Source organism: Bradyrhizobium sp. BTAi1, from assembly GCF_000015165.1.
Classification (GTDB): domain Bacteria; phylum Pseudomonadota; class Alphaproteobacteria; order Rhizobiales; family Xanthobacteraceae; genus Bradyrhizobium; species Bradyrhizobium denitrificans.
Map to the genome: position 1 here is coordinate 5,289,530 of NC_009485.1, position 21,183 is coordinate 5,310,712.

General features: G+C 63.6%; 11 protein-coding genes. 1 reads left to right on the forward strand and 10 read right to left on the reverse strand.

Annotated elements, in window-relative coordinates; all coding sequences use genetic code 11:
- Positions 1-2 precede the first annotated feature (2 nt).
- The 4 genes from tuf to rpsL form a co-directional block, all read right to left on the reverse strand.
- Positions 3-1,193: an elongation factor Tu gene (tuf, locus tag BBTA_RS23720; RefSeq protein ID WP_008963462.1), complete on the reverse strand. Its 1,191-nt coding sequence runs from the start codon at positions 1,191-1,193 to the stop codon at positions 3-5.
- A gap of 39 nt (positions 1,194-1,232) precedes the next feature.
- Positions 1,233-3,305, reverse strand: coding sequence for an elongation factor G (fusA, locus tag BBTA_RS23725; protein WP_012045046.1), 2,073 nt, complete (start codon positions 3,303-3,305; stop codon positions 1,233-1,235).
- A 33-nt stretch (positions 3,306-3,338) separates the two neighbouring features.
- The gene (rpsG, locus tag BBTA_RS23730; RefSeq protein ID WP_012045047.1) at positions 3,339-3,809 is read right to left on the reverse strand and encodes a 30S ribosomal protein S7; all 471 of its coding nucleotides are present in this window, start codon (positions 3,807-3,809) and stop codon (positions 3,339-3,341) included.
- Between the two features lie 113 nt (positions 3,810-3,922).
- Positions 3,923-4,294 (reverse strand): 30S ribosomal protein S12, encoded by a 372-nt coding sequence (rpsL, locus tag BBTA_RS23735; RefSeq protein ID WP_006611834.1) that lies wholly within the window; start codon positions 4,292-4,294, stop codon positions 3,923-3,925.
- Between the two features lie 640 nt (positions 4,295-4,934).
- On the opposite strand from rpsL, the gene BBTA_RS23740 reads away from it, so the two are divergent.
- On the forward strand, positions 4,935-6,158 hold the full coding sequence (locus BBTA_RS23740) for an NAD(P)/FAD-dependent oxidoreductase (RefSeq protein ID WP_012045048.1): 1,224 nt from the start codon (positions 4,935-4,937) through the stop codon (positions 6,156-6,158).
- Here the strand turns inward: BBTA_RS23740 and BBTA_RS23745 are convergent.
- The 6 genes from BBTA_RS23745 to rplJ form a co-directional block, all read right to left on the reverse strand.
- Positions 6,095-8,167 (reverse strand): ABC transporter ATP-binding protein, encoded by a 2,073-nt coding sequence (locus BBTA_RS23745; RefSeq protein ID WP_012045049.1) that lies wholly within the window; start codon positions 8,165-8,167, stop codon positions 6,095-6,097. The genes BBTA_RS23740 and BBTA_RS23745 overlap by 64 nt on opposite strands.
- 209 nt (positions 8,168-8,376) lie before the next feature.
- Positions 8,377-10,440, reverse strand: a complete 2,064-nt coding sequence (locus BBTA_RS23750) for an FAD-dependent oxidoreductase (RefSeq protein WP_012045050.1) — start codon at positions 10,438-10,440, stop codon at positions 8,377-8,379.
- 336 nt (positions 10,441-10,776) lie between these two features.
- The gene (rpoC, locus tag BBTA_RS23755; RefSeq protein ID WP_012045051.1) at positions 10,777-14,976 is read right to left on the reverse strand and encodes a DNA-directed RNA polymerase subunit beta'; all 4,200 of its coding nucleotides are present in this window, start codon (positions 14,974-14,976) and stop codon (positions 10,777-10,779) included.
- 134 nt (positions 14,977-15,110) lie between these two features.
- A complete protein-coding gene (gene rpoB, locus BBTA_RS23760) occupies positions 15,111-19,229 on the reverse strand; it encodes a DNA-directed RNA polymerase subunit beta (protein ID WP_012045052.1) in 4,119 nt (1,372 codons plus the stop codon).
- Between the two features lie 544 nt (positions 19,230-19,773).
- On the reverse strand, positions 19,774-20,151 hold the full coding sequence (gene rplL / locus BBTA_RS23765; protein ID WP_012045053.1) for a 50S ribosomal protein L7/L12: 378 nt from the start codon (positions 20,149-20,151) through the stop codon (positions 19,774-19,776).
- A 60-nt stretch (positions 20,152-20,211) separates the two neighbouring features.
- Positions 20,212-20,730, reverse strand: a complete 519-nt coding sequence (gene rplJ, locus BBTA_RS23770; RefSeq protein WP_008963452.1) for a 50S ribosomal protein L10 — start codon at positions 20,728-20,730, stop codon at positions 20,212-20,214.
- Positions 20,731-21,183: the final 453 nt, after the last annotated feature.

The window sequence follows — 21,183 nt, forward strand, 5'->3', positions numbered from 1 at the left end:
TGTTACTCGATGATCGAGGCGACGACGCCGGCGCCGACGGTGCGGCCGCCTTCACGGATGGCGAAGCGCAGCTTCTCTTCCATCGCGATCGGCACGATCAAGTGCACTTCCATCGCGATGTTGTCGCCCGGCATCACCATCTCGGTGCCTTCCGGCAGGTGAACGACGCCGGTCACGTCGGTCGTGCGGAAGTAGAACTGCGGACGGTAGTTGGTGAAGAACGGCGTGTGACGGCCGCCCTCTTCCTTGGTGAGGATGTAAGCCTCAGCCTTGAACTTGGTGTGCGGCTTGACCGAACCCGGCTTGCACAGCACCTGACCGCGCTCGACGTCCTCGCGCTTGGTGCCGCGGAGCAGCGCACCGATGTTGTCGCCAGCCTGGCCCTGATCGAGCAGCTTGCGGAACATTTCGACGCCGGTGACGGTGGTCTTCTGGGTCGGACGGATACCGACGATCTCGATTTCCTCACCGACCTTGATGACGCCGCGCTCGACACGGCCGGTCACCACGGTGCCGCGGCCCGAGATCGAGAACACGTCTTCGACCGGCATCAGGAAGGGCTGGTCGATCGGACGCTCCGGCTGCGGAATGTACTCGTCGACATTGCGCATCAGCTCGAGGATGGCGTCGTGGCCGAGCTTCTTGTCGGAATCTTCAAGAGCGGCCAGCGCCGAGCCCTTGATGATCGGGATCTTGTCGCCCGGGAATTCGTACTTCGAGAGCAGCTCGCGGACCTCGAGCTCGACGAGCTCGAGCAGCTCCGGATCGTCGACCATGTCGCACTTGTTGAGGAACACGACCAGCGCCGGAACGCCGACCTGGCGGGCGAGCAGGATGTGCTCGCGGGTCTGCGGCATCGGGCCGTCAGCGGCCGACACGACCAGGATCGCACCGTCCATCTGGGCGGCGCCGGTGATCATGTTCTTCACGTAGTCGGCGTGGCCGGGGCAGTCGACGTGCGCATAGTGGCGGTTCTGCGTCTCGTACTCGACGTGGGCGGTCGAGATGGTGATGCCGCGAGCCTTCTCTTCCGGCGCCTTGTCGATCTGATCGTAGGCAGTGAACGTCGCACCGCCGGTCTCGGCCAGGATCTTGGTGATGGCAGCCGTCAGCGACGTCTTGCCATGGTCGACGTGACCGATGGTGCCGATGTTGCAGTGGGGCTTGTTACGTTCAAATTTAGCTTTGGCCATTTGACTCTCCGTTCAGTCGCTAAGCTGAGCTAACGACAATCAGGCAAACTTCTTCTGGACTTCGGCCGACACGTTGGCCGGCGCTTCAGCGTAGTGCGAGAACTGCATCGTGAAGGTTGCGCGGCCCTGGCTCATCGAGCGCAGGTTATTCACGTAACCGAACATGTTCATGAGCGGCACCATCGCGTTGATGACGTTGGCATTGCCGCGCATGTCCTGGCCCTGGATCTGGCCACGACGCGAGTTCAGGTCGCCGATGACCGAGCCGGTGTAGTCTTCCGGCGTGACCACTTCGACCTTCATGATCGGCTCGAGCAGAACCGACTTGCCCTTCTGCAGCGCCTCGCGGAAGGCCGCGCGGGAAGCGATTTCGAAGGCCAATGCCGACGAGTCGACGTCGTGATACTTGCCGTCGACCAGCGCGACCTTGACGTCGACCACCGGGAAGCCGGCGACCACGCCAGCGCCGAGCACGCTCTCGATGCCCTTCTCGACGCCGGGGATGTATTCCTTCGGAACCGCACCGCCGACGATCTTGGACTCGAACACGTAGCCACCACCCGGCTCGTTCGGCTCGACCACGAGGCTCACGGCCGCGAACTGGCCGGTACCGCCGGTCTGCTTCTTGTGGGTGTAGTCCACATTGGCCGGCTTGGTGATGCGCTCACGGAACGCCACCTGCGGCGCGCCGATATTCGCATCGACCTTGTAGGTGCGCTTCAGGATGTCGACCTTGATGTCGAGATGGAGCTCGCCCATGCCCTTGAGGATGGTCTGGCCCGACTCGTGATCGGTCGACACGCGGAAGGACGGATCCTCGGCGGCGAGCTTCGCCAGCGCGATGCCCAGCTTCTCCTGGTCGGCCTTCGACTTCGGCTCGATCGCGATCTCGATGACCGGCTCGGGGAATTCCATCTTTTCCAGGATCACCTGGTTGTTCGGATCGCACAGCGTGTCACCGGTGCGGGCTTCCTTGAGGCCGGCGAGAGCGACGATGTCGCCCGCATAGGCTTCCTTGATGTCCTCGCGGTTGTTCGCATGCATCAGCAGCATGCGGCCGATGCGCTCCTTCTTCTCGCGGGTCGAGTTCACGACGCCGGTGCCCGAGGTCAGGATGCCCGAATAGATGCGGCAGAAGGTGATGGTGCCGACGAACGGATCGTCCATGATCTTGAACGCGAGCAGCGACAGCGGCTCCTTGTCGTCCGCCTTGCGCACGACCTCGTTGCCCTTGTCGTCGGTGCCCTTGATCGCGGGCACGTCGAGCGGCGACGGCAGATAATCGACGACGGCGTCGAGCAAGGGCTGCACGCCCTTGTTCTTGAAGGCGGAGCCGCACAGCACCGGATAGAACGCGCCGGACAGCACGGCCTTGCGGATAAGCCGCTTCAGCGTCGCCTCGTCCGGTTCGGTGCCTTCGAGATAGGCCGACATGGCGTCGTCGTCGAGCTCGACGGCGGCTTCCACCAGCTTCTCGCGATATTCCTTGGCCTGGTCGGCGAGCTCAGCCGGAATCTCGACATGGTCGAACTTCGCGCCGAGCGACTCGTCGTTCCAGACGATCGCCTTCATCGTGACGAGGTCGATACAGCCCTTGAAGTTGTTCTCCGCGCCGATCGGCAGCTGGATGGCAACCGGCTTCGCGCCCAGGCGGTCGACGATGTCGGCCAAGCACTTGAAGAAGTCGGCACCGGTCTTGTCCATCTTGTTGGCGAAGACGATGCGCGGCACCTTGTACTTGTCACCCTGACGCCAGACCGTCTCGGTCTGCGGCTCGACGCCCTGGTTGGAGTCGAGCACGCACACGGCGCCGTCGAGCACGCGCAGCGACCGCTCGACTTCGATCGTGAAGTCGACGTGGCCGGGAGTGTCGATGATGTTCAGGCGCTTGCCGTTCCAGAACGCGGTGGTGGCAGCGGAGGTGATCGTGATGCCACGCTCCTGCTCCTGCTCCATCCAGTCCATCGTCGCGGCACCTTCGTGCACTTCGCCGATCTTGTGGCTCTTGCCGGTGTAATACAGGATGCGCTCGGTCGTCGTGGTCTTACCGGCGTCGATATGCGCCATGATGCCGAAGTTACGATAGTCTTCGATGGCGTGTTGGCGGGGCATGGATCTGTTCCCTGATTTCCGTTCGGGCCGCTGTTACCAGCGGTAGTGCGAGAAGGCGCGGTTGGCTTCAGCCATCCGGTGCACGTCTTCGCGCTTCTTCACGGCGTTCCCCCGGTTGTTCGAGGCGTCGAGCAGCTCCGCCGAAAGCCGCTCGGTCATCGTCTTTTCGTTGCGGTCGCGCGCCGCCGAGATCAGCCAGCGAATGCCCAGCGCCTGCCGGCGGGTCGAGCGAACCTCGACCGGCACCTGGTAGGTCGCGCCGCCGACGCGGCGGGAGCGGACCTCGATGGTCGGCATGACGTTGTCGAGCGCCTGCTCGAACACCGTCAGCGGGTTCTGCTTGGTCTTGCTCTCGATGATGCCGAAGGCGCCATAGACGATGCTCTCGGCGACCGACTTCTTGCCGGCATACATCACGGAGTTCATGAACTTGGTGACGATGATGTTCCCGAACTTCGGATCCGGCAGAACTTCACGCTTTTCGGCAGAATGACGACGCGACATCTGGGTTGTCTCTTCTTGCTCGTGATGGCGAGGATCACCCCGACCACCTCCGATTAAATCCTTCGTTTGATATCCCCGGGCCCGACCCGGGAACGATCTTCGCTCCGCTCAGATCACTTCGGACGCTTGGCGCCGTACTTCGAGCGGCGCTGCTTACGATTCTTGACGCCCTGCGTATCCAGCACACCGCGCAGGATGTGATAGCGCACGCCCGGCAAGTCCTTGACGCGGCCGCCGCGGATCATAACCACCGAGTGCTCCTGCAGGTTATGGCCCTCACCCGGGATGTAGCCGATCACCTCAAAGCCGTTGGTCAGGCGCACCTTGGCGACCTTACGAAGCGCCGAGTTCGGCTTCTTCGGAGTCGTGGTGTAGACGCGCGTACAAACACCACGCTTCTGCGGCGACTGCTGCAGCGCCGGCACCTTCTTGCGCGACTTCTGCACTTCGCGCGGATTTGCGATCAGCTGGTTGATCGTCGGCATCTTGGCCTTCACCCTTCTCAACGTTCGCACGGAAACCGCGATGGATTTCCGCAAATTCTGTTCGAGGTTCCCCGCCTCACCGGTCCGCCCAGCGCGACGAAAATCCGCGCAAAACGAAAGCGCGCCAACCGTTCATCGCTGAACGGAAAGCGCTCGACACCACAGAGGACCGCGATCACCACCATCAAGCTTGCGCTGACGGCGGCCTACCGAGGTCATGCATCCGAAATTGGTCTCAAGAGAACGGGCTCGAGAGATCTAAAATCGTTCTGGCATTGCCTAGCTATGATCGACAGCGTTTGAGCGGCATTCGTCGAGGTTGGTGCCCGTTCTGCCCTGTTGAGGGCGGTCCGGGTGATCCGTACCGACGCTGGCGAAGCTCACCGCCTGTCGTTGAGTGCGCGCCTTTTATAAGCGGTAAATATCCAAGTCAAGCAAAACGACGCCGCAGGCTGCGCAAACAGGGCATCGCCGCTTCGCCGCGTCTCAGCCGGTCCCCAGCTCGGCGGGCCGTGAGGTATCCAGGGACCCGCTTCGCGCCGGTCAGATCGCCTCAAGCAGCCTCGGTAATGATCGGAAACAATGAAGATAAGGCTTTTTTCGGGTTTCAGCGCCAAGGATGGCCCCGACGAGGCGCCAGATGACCCGATACACCGACATTGCGATCATTGGCGGCGGCCTGGCCGGCTCGATTGCCGCTGGCATGCTCGGGAGGGCTGGAATCGCCGCGATTCTGCTCGATCCCCACACCGTCTACCCGCCCGACTTCCGAATCGAGAAGATTTCCGGCGCTGAGCAGATCGCGCGATTCCGGCGCACCGGAGTCGCCGACAAGGCCCTGCGCCAGGCGACGCTGGCGGCGGAAAACTGGATCGCCCGATTCGGCTACGTCCTGGACCGGGCGCCAGTCCCGCAATACGGCATCATGTACGACGCGCTGGTGGCCGCGGTGCGGGAGGAGATTCCCGATTCCGTGACGCGAATCGTCGCCAAGGCGGTCGCAATCACCGCGAGCGAGGAGCGGCAGGAGGTCACCCTCTCCGACGGGCAGACGGTGTCGGCGCGACTGGTCGTGCTCGCCAACGGGCTGAATGTCGGGCTGCGACATATGCTGGGAATCACCCGCAAGATCACCAGCCCATCCCATTCGATCTCGGTCGGCTTCGATCTCGCGCCCGTCGGGCGCCCCGCCTTCGCCTTTCCCGCGATGACCTATTTCCAGGAGCGGGCCAGCGCGCGCGTTCCCTACATCACGTTGTTCCCGATCGGCGAGCGGATGCGCGCCAATCTGTTCGCCTATCGCGAAGCCGATGATCCCTGGGTGCGGGCGATCCGGCGTAACCCGGCTGAGACGCTGGACGCCGCCCTGCCTGGCCTGCGGCGGATCACCGGCGATTACGCTGTCACCGGCGAGGTCAAGGTTCGGCCGGCCGACCTCATGGTCAACAGCGGCGTCCGCATGCCGGGCGTGGTGCTGATCGGGGATGCCTTCTGCACCACCTGCCCCGTCACGGGCACCGGCTCCGACAAGGTCTTCACCGACGTCGAGCGGCTCTGCAACGTCCACATCCCGCGCTGGCTCGCGACCGACGGCATGGGCGAGGGCAAGATCGCCGCGTTCTATGACGATCCGGTCAAGACGGCCTGCGATGCGTGGTCGCTGCAGAAGGCCTGGCGGTACCGCGACATCTCGACAGGCACCGGCCCCTATTGGCTGGCGCAGCGCTGGGCTCGCTTCGCAGTGTCACTCGGCCGCGGCGTGCGGCACCGGCTGGCGACGAGCGGCGGACCGCTGAACGCCTATTCCTCGTCGTCATCCTCCTCGTCATCGTCGTCATCGTCATCGCTGTCGTCGTCGGCTTGATCCTGCCGGCTCGGCTGGTGGCTCTGGTCGTCCCACAGCTTGCGATAGACGCCGTTCTTAGCCAGCAGCTCAGCGTGGCTGCCGCGCTCGATGGCGCGGCCTCCGGAAATGACGATGATTTCGTCCATCTCGACCACCGAGGTCAGACGGTGGGTCGACCAGATCATGGTGCGGCCCTTGGCGACCTTCAGCAGCGTGCGGTTGATCGCGGCCTCCGTGGTCTGGTCGAGCGCCGAGGTCGCCTCGTCGAGCAGCAGCACCGAGGGGTTGCGGATGATGGCGCGGGCGATGGCGATGCGCTGGCGCTGGCCGCCGGACAGCGTGTCGCCGCGCTCGCCGACGATGGTGTCGTATCTCTGCGGCAGGCTCATGATGTAGCGATGGATCTCGGCCTTCTTGGCCGCCTCCTCCACCTCGGCATCGGTAGCGCCTTCCTTGCCGAGGCGGATGTTCTCCCGCAGCGACATGTTGAACAGCATATTGTCCTGGAACACGACCGCCATGCTGCCGCGCAGCGAATCGCGCGTGACCTTGCGGATGTCGACGCCATCAATGGTGACGCGGCCCTCATCGGGCACGTAGAGCCGCAGGATCAGGTTCAGCAGCGTGCTCTTGCCGGAGCCTGACGGGCCGACGATGGCGATCCGCTTGCCGACGTCGAGCTTGAGGCTGAGATTGTCGAGCACCGGCGTCTCGCTGCCCTCATACTGGAAGCTGACGCGCTCGAAGGTGATGTCGTGGCTGATGCGCGGCAGGTCCGGCGCGCCCGGCCGGTCGGCGCCGCGGGTCGGCTCGTCCAGCAGCTCCTGCATGTGGCGGATCGCGGCCGCCGAGGAGATCGACACCGGGAGGAAGTGCATGACGTGGGCGATGTTGTAGGACACCTCCCAGAACGCGCTCTCGAAGGTAACGAAGGTGCCGACCGTGATCTGGCCCTTGGTGGCGAGATAGGCGCCGATCGCGAGCACGACCAGGTGCAGCAGCAGCACCGCGATCGTCACAGTGCGCTCGACCATGGTCGAGAGGAACATTGCGTCCGCGATCTTCCGCCGGGCCTCGTCGTTGCGGAAGCTGAACCAGCCGAACACCTTGCGGTGCAGGCTGAACGCCTTGATCACCGCCTGGGCAGCGATGTTCTCCTGGATCACGCCGAGCAGCGAGGCTTCGTTGAGCTTCTGCTCGTAATTGGCCTGCACCGCCTTGGGCGTCAGGATGCGTGGGCCGATCAGCGTGATCGGGAACACCAACAGCGCGATCGCGGCGAGCTGCCAGTTGAGGAACAGCATCAGGATGATGCCGGCGATGAGCTCGAGCAGCGGCAACGCGGCGCTGTTGGCGAAGGTCTTGACCACGCCTTCGAAGGCCGACATGTCGACCGAGAAGCGTGACAGGATCTCGCCGCGCTTGGTGCGCTGAAAATAGGCCGCCGGCAGGTTCTGCACGTGATCGAACAGACGGGTGCGGACGTCTGAGATGATGCCAGCTGCCAGGCGCGCATCCCAGCGCTCATAGAGCACCGCGACGATCGAGGTGAAGATGCCGGCGACCGCCAGCACGCCGAGGATGCGATAGAGCGCCTCGAAATCCTCCTCGCCGAGCGCGTCGTCGATCAGGAACTTGAGGCTCAGCGGCATGATGACGTTGAACAGCGTCTCGATCAGGACGCCGATCGTCACGAAGGCCAGCATCTTCTTGTATTTGGCGAGCAGCGGCGAGACGAAGCCATAGATCGTGGCGAGCGCACCGGCGGCCTCTCGCGCGGTATAGACGACGAGCTCCTCGTCGTCGTCATCATCGTCGAGCTCAAGGCCGGCCGTATCGCCGTCCTCCTCGTCGTCATCCTCGTCCTCGACGAGCGGCGGCTTGTCGCTCGGCAACGTCTTTGCCGTTCCGGTTTTGGGAACCACGGGGACGGCTGCGGCCGTCGCCCCCGGTTTGTCCGGGGTATCGGCCGGATCAGCGGCCGGCCTTGATTTCTGATTTTCCGGCGGTGAAGATTTGGGCGCCATTCAACGAACCGATCCTGCACGGCCATAGGACCGTAACGGATAAAAGCGGTCCGGCTTTAACACCTGTGTCCGCCGGCCGCCAGCGTTCTCGCGACACGGTGCCGCAGCCGCGGCCGAGCCAGCGGCTGTCACGCAACCAGCGACCGCCGCCGTTCGGAGACAAGGCCCGCAGCCTTACCCCAGGATGACGGGACGTCAGACGACAAGCCCTAGTCCTCGTCGTCCTCGACCTTGTCGAAGAAGGAGTAGCGCAGGCTGTCAGCGTCCGCGTACCACTGGCCCGGGCCCTTGTTGGCAGCGAGCGTCGCGGCCCACACCTCGTCGGTGCAGTCGCGGCGGTGCATCGCGAGGTCGAAGCCATTGCCGAAGAAAAGCTCGGACCATTCCCACCAGGTGCCGAGCTTCTTGACGCCGCGCAGCAGGTCGTAGCGGTCGACCAGCGCCGGCGCCATGTCCGAGGTGATCGACCCGAAGACCAGGCCGGTCTTGACCACGCGGTTCAGTTCGCGGATCGCCCGCGCCACCTGCTTGTCGCCGAGATGACAGAGGCTGGTCTCGAACACGAAATCGAACTCACCTGCCTTGAACGGCAGGTCGGTGATCGTGCCGAGCTTGTTGTACTTCTTCAGCGCCTTCGGCGTCTTGCCGTGGATATAGCGGTTGTTCTCGATGCCCCAGGCATCGATGCCGCGGTCGCGCAGCGCACCGACCAGCTCGCCACTGGCAGAGCCTGCGACGAGAAGCTTGTAGCCTTTGCCCTTGCCCTTGTTCCAGACGATCTTGATCAGGCTGGTCAGATAGTCCGGATCGGTGAACTGCGACCAGGCTTCACTGTACGGCCCCTGCCCGCGGTAATTGTCGAAATAGTCGCGGTCGATCTTGTCCGACAGCGGCTTCTCCGCCTGCGCGCGGGCGCGGCGCAGCCGCATCATCTCGGTCAGGATGATGTCGGTGGCGGCATCCGACGAATCGAGCAGGCCATTGAGCGTCGAATCGAACAGATAGTCGCCGACCACGACGATGCCGGGATGCTCCTTCGGCTCTGGCCGGTGATTCGTCATGACGTCGCGCACCGGCAGGCCGCCCGGCAACGCGTTCACCGACGACAGCCAGCGATGGATCTTGCCTTCCATGAAATGCGCCCGCGCATCGCCGAGCGCCGCCGGCAGCGATTTCAGCGCGGCGTCGATCAGCTCCTGATCGGACAGATTGGCGAAGGCCAGCGCATCGGAGCCGGCGATCAGCCAGTTCAGCACGCCGTGCTTGCCGACGTCGTGGCGCGAGCCTTCATTGTAGATGCAGCAGCCGCCGAACGCCTCGGACATGAACCAGGAGCCCGGGATCTTGTCGCCCCAGAACGGCGAATCGAACAGGATCGAGACGCGCAGGTAATGCGCGGGACGGTCGAAATAGGCGATGTGCTTGACCATCGACCGGCGCAGCTTCTCGCCCTCCCAGCCGACCGTCGACAGCCAGGAATGCGGCAGGCACACCAGCACGAGATCGAACTCGCGGGTCTCCGGGCCCTTGCCGTTCATCATGTTGAGCCGGTAGCGGCCCTGCTCGGTCTTGCCGATGCGCAGCACACGATGATTGAGCTGGATGTCGGCGTCGACCTCCGAGCGCAGGCACTCGATCAGCTGCTCATTGCCGTTCTGGATGGAATACAGACCGATATAGTCGTCGATATCCATCACGAAGTTCTTGAGCGCGTTGAGGCCGTTGGTGTTGTGGGCCTCGGTTGCGATGTCGGAGCGCGACATCACCTTGAAGAAGCGCTTGGCGGTGGGATCCTCGACCTCCTCGTCGAGCAGCTCCTCGCAGGTCTTGTAGGCCCAGGGGTGCTCGTTGTCGTGCGCGCCGACGCCCTCGTAATACTCGACCGGCGACATCACCTCGGAGCAGCGCTTGCGGAACGCCTCGACGGCGGCTGCCGTCTTCGGCCCGTATTTGCGGCGCAGGCCCGGCACGTCGTCGAGCAGCTCGCCGTCGAGCTGCACCTGAAGCGCGTCCATCGGAATCGTCTGCAGGCCGAAATGCTGGATCAGCTCGCGCAGCGGATCGGGCCCGGTCATCGAGTAGTCGTAGATCTCAGCGACACCCGCTTCATACATCGCCGGCGCCGTATCGAATTTTCGCGTCACGATCTTGCCGCCGAGCCGGTCGGAGGCTTCGAAAATCGTGACCTTGCAGAGATCGCCAAGCTTCCGTCTCAAGTACCAGGCGCTCATCAGGCCGCCCGGACCGCCACCAACAATCGCAAGGTCAAGCATCGAAGTTCCGCCATCTCCGGCTGTCAACGACATCGCCGGTCGTCCGTATCACGGGTCCCGCCACCCTTGGGGCTCGATCGGCCATAGCGCGCCCGAGCCGCTCGGAGTTTGCGCCTGAGCAAATCGGCGCATCGCCACGACGGACAAGGACATCAGCCTAGCGGATCTGATGCTCCCAGAAGCGCCTTTGTGCCTGAAGGATAGATGAACAACCGGGCAGCAGCGCGGCAACGGGAGAAGATAATGTCAAAAAAAGGCCGGCAACCGCCGGCCTTTTCTATCGTCGATGAACGAACGGCAGCACCTGACACCTCAGCTGCTGCCGCTCCGCTCGATTTACTCCGCCGGCGGCAGCGCCAGCGGCTGCGGCTCGGGCTGCGACGGCACGATCGCCGCCTGCTTCTCGCGCTCGTCGAGAATCAGCTTGTCGCGCTTCAGCGCAACCTCGCGGATGCGGGCCATGGAGGCGCCGGTGCCGGCCGGAATCAGGCGGCCGACGATGACGTTCTCCTTGAGACCCTCAAGCGGGTCGATCTTGCCATTGACCGCCGCCTCGGTGAGGACGCGGGTGGTCTCCTGGAACGAGGCCGCCGAGAAGAACGACCGGGTCTGCAGGCTCGCCTTGGTGATGCCGAGCAGAACCGGATTGCCGGTGGCGGGCTTCTTGCCCTCCTCCACGGCCTTCGCGTTCAGCGCGTCGAACTCGATCTTGTCGACCTGCTCGCCGGCGATCATGTCGGTGTCGCCCTGATCGGTGACCTCGATCTTCTGCAGCATCTGACGGACAATCACCTCGATGTGCTTGTCGTTGATGAGCACGCCCTGCAGCCGGTAGACCTCCTGGATCTCGTTGACCAGATAGGCCGCGAGTTCCTCGATGCCCTTGATCGCCAGGATGTCGTGCGGCGCCGGGTTGCCTTCGACGATGAAGTCCCCCTTCTCGACGATGTCGCCATCCTGCAGATGGATGTGCTTGCCCTTCGGGATCAGGTACTCACGCGGCTCCTCGGTCTTGTCGACCGGCTCGATCGAGATGCGACGCTTGTTCTTGTAATCCCGCCCGAACCGGATGGTGCCGGCGATCTCAGCGATGATCGCGGCATCCTTCGGCTTGCGCGCTTCGAACAGCTCCGCCACCCGCGGCAGACCGCCGGTGATGTCGCGCGTCTTGGCGCTCTCGGTGGAGATACGCGCCAGGATGTCACCCGGCTTCACCGTCGTTCCGACGTCGACCGACAGAATCGCGTCGACCGACAGCATGTAGCGGGCATCGCCACCGCGGGCGAGCTTGAGCACCTTGCCATCCTTGCCCTTGATCACGATCGCCGGACGCAGATCCGCGCCACCGCGCGTTCCACGCCAGTCGATGACCACGCGCTTGGCGATACCCGTGGACTCGTCGAGCGTTTCGGAGATCGACAGACCTTCGGTCAGATCCTCGAACCCGATCGTTCCCTCCGCCTCGGTGAGGATCGGACGGGTATACGGATCCCACTCGGCGATACGCTGGCCGCGCTTGATCATGTCGCCGTCGTCGACATGCATGCGCGCACCGTACTGGATGCGGTGCGTCGCACGTTCCGAACCGTCGGGGTCGACGATGGTCACGACCATGTTGCGGACCATCGCGATCAGGTGACCCTCGCTGTTGCGGGCGATCGCCTTGTTCTTGATGACCACCCTGCCTTCGAAGTTCGACTCGACGAAGGACTGCTCGTTCAGCTGCGCTGCGCCGCCGATGTGGAAGGTGCGCATCGTCAACTGGGTGCCGGGCTCACCGATCGACTGCGCGGCGATGACGCCGACAGCCTCACCATGGTTGACCGGCGTACCGCGCGCGAGGTCGCGGCCGTAGCACATCTTGCAGATGCCGTTGACCAGCTCGCAGGTCAGCGCCGAGCGGATCTTCACCTCCTGCACGCCAGCCTGCTGGATGGCGTCGATGTGGCTCTCCTCCATCAGCGTGCCGGCCTTGACCAGCACCGCATTGGTCGCGGGATCGCGCACGTCGTCGCAGGGCACGCGGCCCAGGATGCGCGATCCGAGCGATGCCACCACCGTACCGGCATCGACGATGGCGCGCATCTTGATGCCGAGATGGGTGCCGCAATCGTCCTGCGTGATGATGCAGTCCTGCGCGACGTCGACCAGACGACGGGTCAGGTAACCCGAGTTCGCGGTCTTCAACGCGGTGTCCGCGAGGCCCTTGCGGGCGCCGTGGGTCGAGTTGAAGTACTCGAGAACCGAGAGACCTTCCTTGAAGTTCGAGATGATCGGCGTCTCGATGATCTCACCCGACGGCTTGGCCATCAGGCCGCGCATGCCGGCGAGCTGACGCATCTGGGCCGGCGAACCGCGGGCACCGGAATGCGACATCATGTAGATCGAGTTGATGTCGGCATCTGCTCCCGTCGCCGTCTTCTTGGTGACGGAGATCTCCTTCATCATCTCCTTGGCGATCTCTTCCGAGGCCTTCGACCAGGCGTCGACGACCTTGTTGTACTTCTCGCCATGGGTGATCAGACCGTCATTGTACTGCTGCTCGAAATCCTTCGCCAGCGTACGGGTGGTGTCGACGATCTTCCACTTGCCCGCCGGCACGACCATGTCGTCCTTGCCGAACGAGATGCCCGCCTTGAAGGCGTTGTAGAAGCCGAGCGCCATGATGCGGTCGCAGAAGATCACCGTCTCCTTCTGGCCGCAGTGACGGTAGACCTGGTCGATCACGCCGGAGATTTCGCGCTTGGTCATCAGCTTGTTGATGATCTCGTACGAAATGCGCGGATGACGCGGCAGCACGTTGCCGAGCATGACGCGGCCGGCGGTGGTCTCGATCCAGCGCTTGGAGATCTTGCCGGTCTCGTCCATGCCCTCCCAGCGGTACTTGATCTTGCTGTGGAGATGGATCGCCTTGGCATGCAGCGCGTGCTCGAGCTCGGCCATGTTGCCGAACGTCATGCCCTGGCCGTTCATGCCCTCGCGCATGATCGAGAGATAATACAGGCCGAGCACGATGTCCTGCGACGGCACGATGATCGGCTGACCATTGGCCGGATGCAGGATGTTGTTGGTCGACATCATCAGGACGCGCGCTTCCAGCTGCGCTTCGAGCGACAGCGGGACGTGCACGGCCATCTGGTCGCCGTCGAAGTCGGCGTTGAACGCCGAGCAGACCAGCGGATGCAGCTGGATCGCTTTGCCCTCGATCAGCACCGGCTCGAACGCCTGAATGCCGAGACGATGCAGGGTCGGGGCGCGGTTCAGCAGCACCGGATGCTCGCGGATGACCTCGTCCAGGATGTCCCAGACCTCCGGACGCTCCTTCTCGACCAGCTTCTTGGCCTGCTTGACCGTGGTCGACAGACCCTTGGCGTCGAGCCGCGAATAGATGAACGGCTTGAACAGCTCGAGCGCCATCTTCTTCGGCAGGCCGCACTGGTGCAGGCGCAGTTCCGGACCGACCACGATGACCGAACGACCCGAATAGTCGACGCGCTTGCCGAGCAGGTTCTGACGGAAGCGGCCCTGCTTGCCCTTGAGCATGTCGGCGAGCGACTTCAACGGACGCTTGTTGGCGCCGGTGATGACGCGGCCGCGGCGGCCGTTGTCGAACAGCGCATCCACCGCTTCCTGAAGCATGCGCTTCTCGTTGCGGATGATGATGTCGGGCGCGCGCAGCTCCATCAGCCGCTTCAGGCGGTTGTTGCGGTTGATGACGCGGCGGTAGAGGTCGTTGAGGTCGGAGGTCGCGAAGCGGCCACCGTCGAGCGGCACCAGCGGCCGCAGATCCGGCGGGATCACCGGCACGACGGTCATGATCATCCATTCCGGCTTGTTGCCGGAGTGGCGGAACGCCTCGACGATCTTCAGGCGCTTGGCGAGCTTCTTGTGCTTGATGTCGGAGTCGGTCTCCTGCATTTCGGCACGCAGCGTCTGCTCGAGCTTCTCCAGCTCGAGGCCGCGCAGCAGCTCACGGATGGCTTCCGCGCCGATCATGGCGGTGAAGCTGTCCTGGCCATACTCGTCCTGCGCCTTGAGGTACTCGTCCTCGGACAGGAGCTGACGGTCCTTGAGCGCGGTGAGACCCGGCTCGAGGACGACGTAATATTCGAAATACAGGATCCGCTCGAGATCCTTCAGCGTCATGTCGAGCAGCAGGCCGATGCGCGACGGCAGCGACTTCAGGAACCAGATGTGCGCGACGGGGGCGGCGAGCTCGATATGGCCCATGCGCTCGCGCCGGACGCGCGACAGGGTCACCTCGACCGAGCACTTCTCGCAGATGATGCCCTTGTACTTCATCCGCTTGTACTTGCCGCACAAGCACTCATAGTCCTTGATTGGCCCGAAGATGCGGGCGCAGAACAGGCCGTCGCGCTCGGGCTTGAAGGTCCGGTAGTTGATCGTTTCCGGCTTCTTGATCTCGCCGTAGGACCAGGACAGAATCTTCTCAGGGCTCGCGATCGAGATCCGGATCTGGTCGAAGACCTGAGCCGGGGTCGTCGGATTGAAGAGATTCATAATTTCTTGGTTCATCGTATTCTCCTCGCGTGCCGATCGGGGGTCGGCCGCAAATTCGAAAATCTCTTGCAGGGGGCGCCCTGTCCTGACCCGTGGGACAAGGGCGCCGGCACCCGGCCGTCAAAGACGGCCAGGCCGGATCTCTTGAACTACTCGGCGGCTTCCGACGTCGGCGCCGGTCCGAGCTTGGAGTTGTGCAGGTCGACGTTCAGGCCGAGCGAGCGCATTTCCTTGACCAGCACGTTGAACGATTCCGGAATACCGGCCTCGAACGTGTCGTCGCCGCGCACGATCGCCTCATAGACCTTGGTGCGGCCGGCGACGTCGTCCGACTTCACCGTCAGCATCTCCTGCAGCGTGTAGGCCGCGCCGTAGGCTTCGAGCGCCCACACCTCCATTTCGCCGAAGCGCTGGCCGCCGAACTGGGCCTTGCCGCCCAGCGGCTGCTGGGTGACCAGCGAGTACGGGCCGATCGAACGCGCATGGATCTTGTCGTCGACCAGATGGTGCAGCTTGAGCATATAGATGTAGCCCACCGTGACCTTGCGATCGAACGGATCGCCGGTGCGGCCGTCATAGACGGTCGACTGGCCGGACGCGTCCATGCCGGCGAGCTTCAGCATCTCCTCGATGTCGGCCTCCTTGGCACCGTCGAACACCGGGGTGGCGATCGGCACGCCGCGGCTCAGATTGTGACCGAGCTCGAGCAGCTCATTGTCGTTGAGCGACTTGATGGTCTCGTCCTCGCCGTAGATCCGCTTCAGGGTTTCCTTCAGCGGCTTGACGTCCTGCTTCGACAGATAGGCATCGACCGTCTGGGCGATGCGCTTACCCAGGCCGGCGCAGGCCCAGCCGAGATGCGTCTCGAGGATCTGACCGACATTCATGCGCGAGGGCACGCCCAGCGGGTTCAGCACGATGTCCGCATGGGTGCCGTCCTCGAGGAACGGCATGTCCTCGATCGGAACGATCTTGGACACGACGCCCTTGTTGCCGTGACGGCCGGCCATCTTGTCGCCCGGCTGGATCTTGCGCTTCACGGCGACGAAGACCTTGACCATCTTCATCACGCCCGGCGGCAGCTCGTCGCCGCGCTGCAGCTTCTCGACCTTGTCGAGGAAGCGCTGTTCAAGCCCCTTCTTCGACTCGTCGTACTGCTTCCGCATGGCCTCGATCTCGGCCATCAGCTTGTCGTTCGCCGAGGCGAACAGCCACCATTGCGACTTCGGATACTCGTCGAGCACCGCGCGGGTGATCTTGGTGTCCTTCTTGAACCCCTTCGGACCGGAGATGCCCTGGCGGCCGTCCAGCATGTCGGCAAGACGGCTGTAGACGTTGCGGTCCAGGATCGCCTGCTCGTCGTCGCGGTCCTTGGCCAGACGCTCGATCTCTTCCCGCTCGATCGCCAGCGCACGCTCGTCCTTGTCGACGCCGTGGCGGTTGAACACGCGGACCTCGACGATCGTGCCCTGCACGCCCGGCGGCACCCGCAGCGAGGTGTCACGCACGTCCGAGGCTTTCTCGCCGAAGATGGCGCGGAGCAGCTTCTCTTCCGGCGTCATCGGGCTCTCGCCCTTCGGCGTGATCTTGCCGACCAGGATGTCGCCGGCGCGCACTTCCGCGCCGATATAGACGATGCCGGCTTCGTCGAGGTTCTTCAGCGCCTCTTCCGACACGTTCGGAATGTCGCGCGTGATTTCCTCCGGCCCCAGCTTGGTGTCGCGGGCCATCACCTCGAACTCCTCGATATGGATCGAGGTGAAGACGTCCTCCTTCACGATCCGCTCGGAGAGCAGGATCGAGTCTTCGAAGTTGTAGCCGTTCCACGGCATGAACGCGACCAGCACGTTGCGGCCGAGCGCGAGCTCGCCGAGATCGGTCGACGGACCGTCGGCGATGATGTCACCCTTCTTGACGATGTCGCCGACCTTCACCAGCGGACGCTGGTTGATGCAGGTCGACTGGTTGGAGCGCTGGAACTTCATCAGCCGGTAGATGTCGACGCCCGACTTGGTCGGATCGAGATCCTCGGTGGCGCGGATGACGACGCGTGTGGCGTCGATCTGGTCGACCACGCCCGAGCGGCGCGCCGCGATCGCAGCACCCGAGTCACGCGCGACGACGCCCTCCATGCCGGTACCGACGAACGGCGCCTCGGCGCGCACCAGCGGCACCGCCTGGCGCTGCATGTTCGAGCCCATCAGCGCGCGGTTGGCGTCGTCGTTCTCCAGGAACGGGATCAGCGCCGCGGCGACCGAAACCAGCTGCTTCGGCGACACGTCCATGTAGTCGACCTTGTCCGGCGTCATCGGCACGACTTCGCCGGCATGACGGCAGACCACGAGGTCCTCGGTGAAGCGGCCCTTGGCATCGAGCGGCACGTTGGCCTGCGCGACGCGATAACGCCCCTCCTCCATGGCCGACAGATAGACCACCTCGTCGGTGACCCGGCCGTCCCTGACCTTGCGGTACGGCGTCTCGACGAAGCCATACTTGTTGACGCGCGCAAACGTCGCGAGCGAGTTGATCAGGCCGATGTTCGGACCTTCCGGCGTCTCGATCGGGCAGATGCGGCCGTAATGCGTCGGATGCACGTCACGCACCTCGAAGCCGGCGCGCTCGCGGGTCAGACCGCCCGGTCCGAGCGCCGACAGGCGGCGCTTGTGGGTGATCTCCGACAGCGGGTTGGTCTGGTCCATGAACTGCGACAGCTGCGACGAGCCGAAGAACTCGCGCACCGCGGCCGCGGCCGGCTTGGCGTTGATCAGGTCCTGCGGCATCACGGTGTCGATGTCGACGCTCGACATGCGCTCCTTGATGGCGCGCTCCATGCGGAGCAGACCGATGCGGTACTGGTTCTCCATCAGCTCGCCGACCGAGCGGACGCGGCGGTTGCCGAGATGGTCGATGTCGTCGATCTCGCCCTTGCCGTCGCGCAGGTCGACCAGGGTCTTGATGACCGCGAGGATGTCCTCCTTGCGCAGGGTGCGCTGGGTGTCCGGCGCATCGAGCTCGAGACGCATGTTCATCTTGACGCGGCCGACCGCGGAGAGGTCGTAGCGCTCGGCATCGAAGAACAGCGACTGGAACATCGCCTGGGCGGAATCCAGCGTCGGCGGCTCGCCCGGACGCATCACGCGGTAGATGTCGAACAGCGCGTCTTCACGCGTCATGTTCTTGTCGGCCGACAGCGTGTTGCGGATGTAGGGGCCGACATTGACGTGGTCGATGTCGAGCAGCGGCAGATCCTTGTAGCCCTGCTCGTTCAGCACCTTGAACAGCTTGTCGGTGATCTCCTCGCCGGCCTCGGCGTAGATCTCGCCGGTCTTCGGGTTGACGAGATCCTCGGCGATGTAATTGCCGAGCAGTTCCTCGTCCGACATGCGCAGCGCCTTCAGCCCCTTCTCCTGGAGCTGGCGCGCGGTGCGGACGGTGAGCTTCTTGCCGGCCTCGAGCACGACCTTGCCGGTGTCGGCATCGATGAGATCGTTGACCGTCGAATAGCCGCGGAAACGGTTGGCGTCGAACGGAACGCGCCAGCCTTCCTTGATGCGCTTGTAGATCAGCTTCTTGTAGAAGGTCGACAGGATCTGCTCGCCATCCAGGCCGAGCGCGAACATCAGCGACGTCACCGGGATCTTGCGGCGACGGTCGATGCGCGCGAACACGATGTCCTTGGCATCGAACTCGATGTCGAGCCAGGAGCCGCGATAGGGGATGACGCGGGCGGCGAACAGCAGCTTGCCCGACGAATGGGTCTTGCCCTTGTCGTGGTCGAAGAACACGCCCGGCGAGCGATGCATCTGCGAGACGATGACGCGCTCGGTGCCGTTGACGATGAAGGTGCCGTTCATGGTCATGAGCGGAATATCGCCCATGTACACGTCCTGCTCCTTGATGTCCTTGACCGACTTGGCGCCGGTCTCCTCGTCGATATCGAACACGATGAGGCGCAGCGTCACCTTGAGCGGCGCGGCAAAGGTCATGCCGCGCTGGCGGCACTCGTCCACGTCATATTTCGGCGGCTCGAACTCGTAGCGGACGAATTCCAGCATCGAGGTGCCCGAGAAATCGGAGATCGGGAACACCGAGCGGAACACCGCCTGCAATCCCTCATCCGGCCGCCCACCCGTGGGTTCGTCGACCATCAGGAACTGGTCGTAGGACGCCTTCTGAACCTCGATGAGGTTCGGCATTTCCGCGACTTCCTTGATGTGTCCAAAGAACTTGCGAACGCGTTTGCGACCGGTGAATGTCTGCTGCGCCATCGTGGCCTCTCATTTCGTCGCCCGGAGGGGCGAACCTTCCGAAACAGCGGCTGCCGCCGCCCTTCCGGGTTGAATTTCGATCCATTTCGAGGATCTGAGCCCAGGGCCCGGAACGGAAACGTCCCAGATCTGTTCTTCAGACCAGCAAAACGCAAAACGACGCGCGAGGCGCGAGGACGCACCCGCTCGTCACAACCATCTCGTCACGGACTGCAAAAGCCCGAAATTGCCTATCTCCCAACGGCTTACGACGGAGACGCCACTCCACCGCTAAAACCGGCTTTTCGTGCTGCCGACCCAATATGGGTTGACAATAGCCGAGATTCGAGAACGAAGCCCCCAAATCTCTACACTTTTCCGTGTACGGCCCACAGCGGACGATTCCGTTGCACGCCTTTTGCAGTGATTCCGGCCGATCCCGACACCCCCGCAAATATCTTGGCCTTCAAGGTAACCGGGCGATGTTACCGCCCGGTCACCAAAATCGTCCGGAGAGCCCCGCCTCTGCCAGCAGATGACGGGACGCTCCACAGGCGATCGCCGATTACTTGAGCTCGACCTTGGCGCCAGCCTTCTCGAGCTGACCCTTGATCTTCTCGGCCTCGTCCTTGTTGACGCCTTCCTTGACCGGCTTCGGCGCACCCTCGACGAGGTCCTTGGCTTCCTTCAGGCCCAGGCCGGTGATGGCGCGGACTTCCTTGATGACCTCGATCTTCTTGTCGCCGGCCGAAGCCAGGACAACGGTGAACTCGGTCTTCTCTTCCGCCGGAGCGGCAGCGGCGCCACCAGCGCCCGGAGCGGCGACGGCCACGGCAGCCGCGGCGGACACGCCCCACTTCTCTTCCAGGAGCTTGGCGAGCTCAGCGGCCTCGAGAACGGTGAGGGCCGAGAGGTCGTCGACGATCTTCTGCAGGTCAGCCATTGATGTAGTTCCTTGATTTGGTTCGGTTCGAAACCAGGTTGTGAGTGTTTGCGAAGGGCGTCAGGCCGCTTCGCCCTTTGAGGCATGAGCCTGAATGACGCGCGCGACCTTGGCCGCGGGAGCGTTGGCGAGCTGGGCCAGCTTGGTCGCCGGGGCCTGGATCAGGCCGACGAGCTTGCCGCGCAGTTCGTCCAGCGACGGCAGCGAGGCCAGAGCCTTCACGCTGTCGACATTCAGGACGGTTGAGCCCATCGAGCCGCCGAGGATGACGAACTTTTCGTTCGCCTTGGCGAATTCGATGGCAACCTTGGGCGCCGCGACAGGATCGTTCGAAGTTGCGATCACGGTCGGCCCCTTCAACAGGGGACCGATGCCGACGACGTCCGTGCCTTCAAGAGCAATTTTGGCGAGACGGTTCTTCGAGACCTTCACCGACGCGCCAGCCTGCTTCATCTGCTTGCGCAGGTTCTGCATCTGGGCCACGGTGAGGCCGGAATAGTGAGCGACGACGGCAACGCCCGTGGTCTTGAAGACCTCGTGCAGCTGCTCGACCGCCTCTTTCTTTGCCGCTCGTTCCACAGCAAGCTCTCTCCGGTTGGCGGCCTTCGCCCAAGACCTTAGCCCAAGGGCGGGACCGCCGGGTTGCACCCGCCGCCCCACCACACCTGACCTCCGGACGGATAACCCCGAGGACACGCAAGGCAAGACGGCGACGATTAGCCTGCCCTTCCGAAAGCCCAGGCAAAGCCCATGAGCTCGCGGAGTGTCGAGGTTCGAACCAAACCTGCATGCCACCGCGATCCGCAGTGAACATGCCGAAATCCGGTCTTCACCCGTCTATGCAGGCCATACGATTAAGCCATTGAGGAAATTGCATTTCCGCGCTGGCGCCTGCAGTCTCGGACAGGATCGGGGTGATCGGCGGACCGACCTCCCCTGCGGCATTTCGAGAGCAGAAAGATCCCTCTTCCTTCCGAGTCATCCTGACGGATATCCTCAAAAGGAATTCTAGCCCTCTCCAAGTCTTTCGGA

What these genes read in the sequence shown, in the direction of transcription:
- tuf (WP_008963462.1), bottom strand. Translation starts at nt 1,193, where the DNA reads ATGGCCAAAGCTAAATTTGAACGTAACAAGCCCCACTGCAACATCGGC.
- fusA (WP_012045046.1), bottom strand. Translation starts at nt 3,305, where the DNA reads ATGCCCCGCCAACACGCCATCGAAGACTATCGTAACTTCGGCATCATG.
- rpsG (WP_012045047.1), bottom strand. Translation starts at nt 3,809, where the DNA reads ATGTCGCGTCGTCATTCTGCCGAAAAGCGTGAAGTTCTGCCGGATCCG.
- rpsL (WP_006611834.1), bottom strand. Translation starts at nt 4,294, where the DNA reads ATGCCGACGATCAACCAGCTGATCGCAAATCCGCGCGAAGTGCAGAAG.
- BBTA_RS23740 (WP_012045048.1), top strand. Translation starts at nt 4,935, where the DNA reads ATGACCCGATACACCGACATTGCGATCATTGGCGGCGGCCTGGCCGGC.
- BBTA_RS23745 (WP_012045049.1), bottom strand. Translation starts at nt 8,167, where the DNA reads ATGGCGCCCAAATCTTCACCGCCGGAAAATCAGAAATCAAGGCCGGCC.
- BBTA_RS23750 (WP_012045050.1), bottom strand. Translation starts at nt 10,440, where the DNA reads ATGCTTGACCTTGCGATTGTTGGTGGCGGTCCGGGCGGCCTGATGAGC.
- rpoC (WP_012045051.1), bottom strand. Translation starts at nt 14,976, where the DNA reads ATGAACCAAGAAATTATGAATCTCTTCAATCCGACGACCCCGGCTCAG.
- rpoB (WP_012045052.1), bottom strand. Translation starts at nt 19,229, where the DNA reads ATGGCGCAGCAGACATTCACCGGTCGCAAACGCGTTCGCAAGTTCTTT.
- rplL (WP_012045053.1), bottom strand. Translation starts at nt 20,151, where the DNA reads ATGGCTGACCTGCAGAAGATCGTCGACGACCTCTCGGCCCTCACCGTT.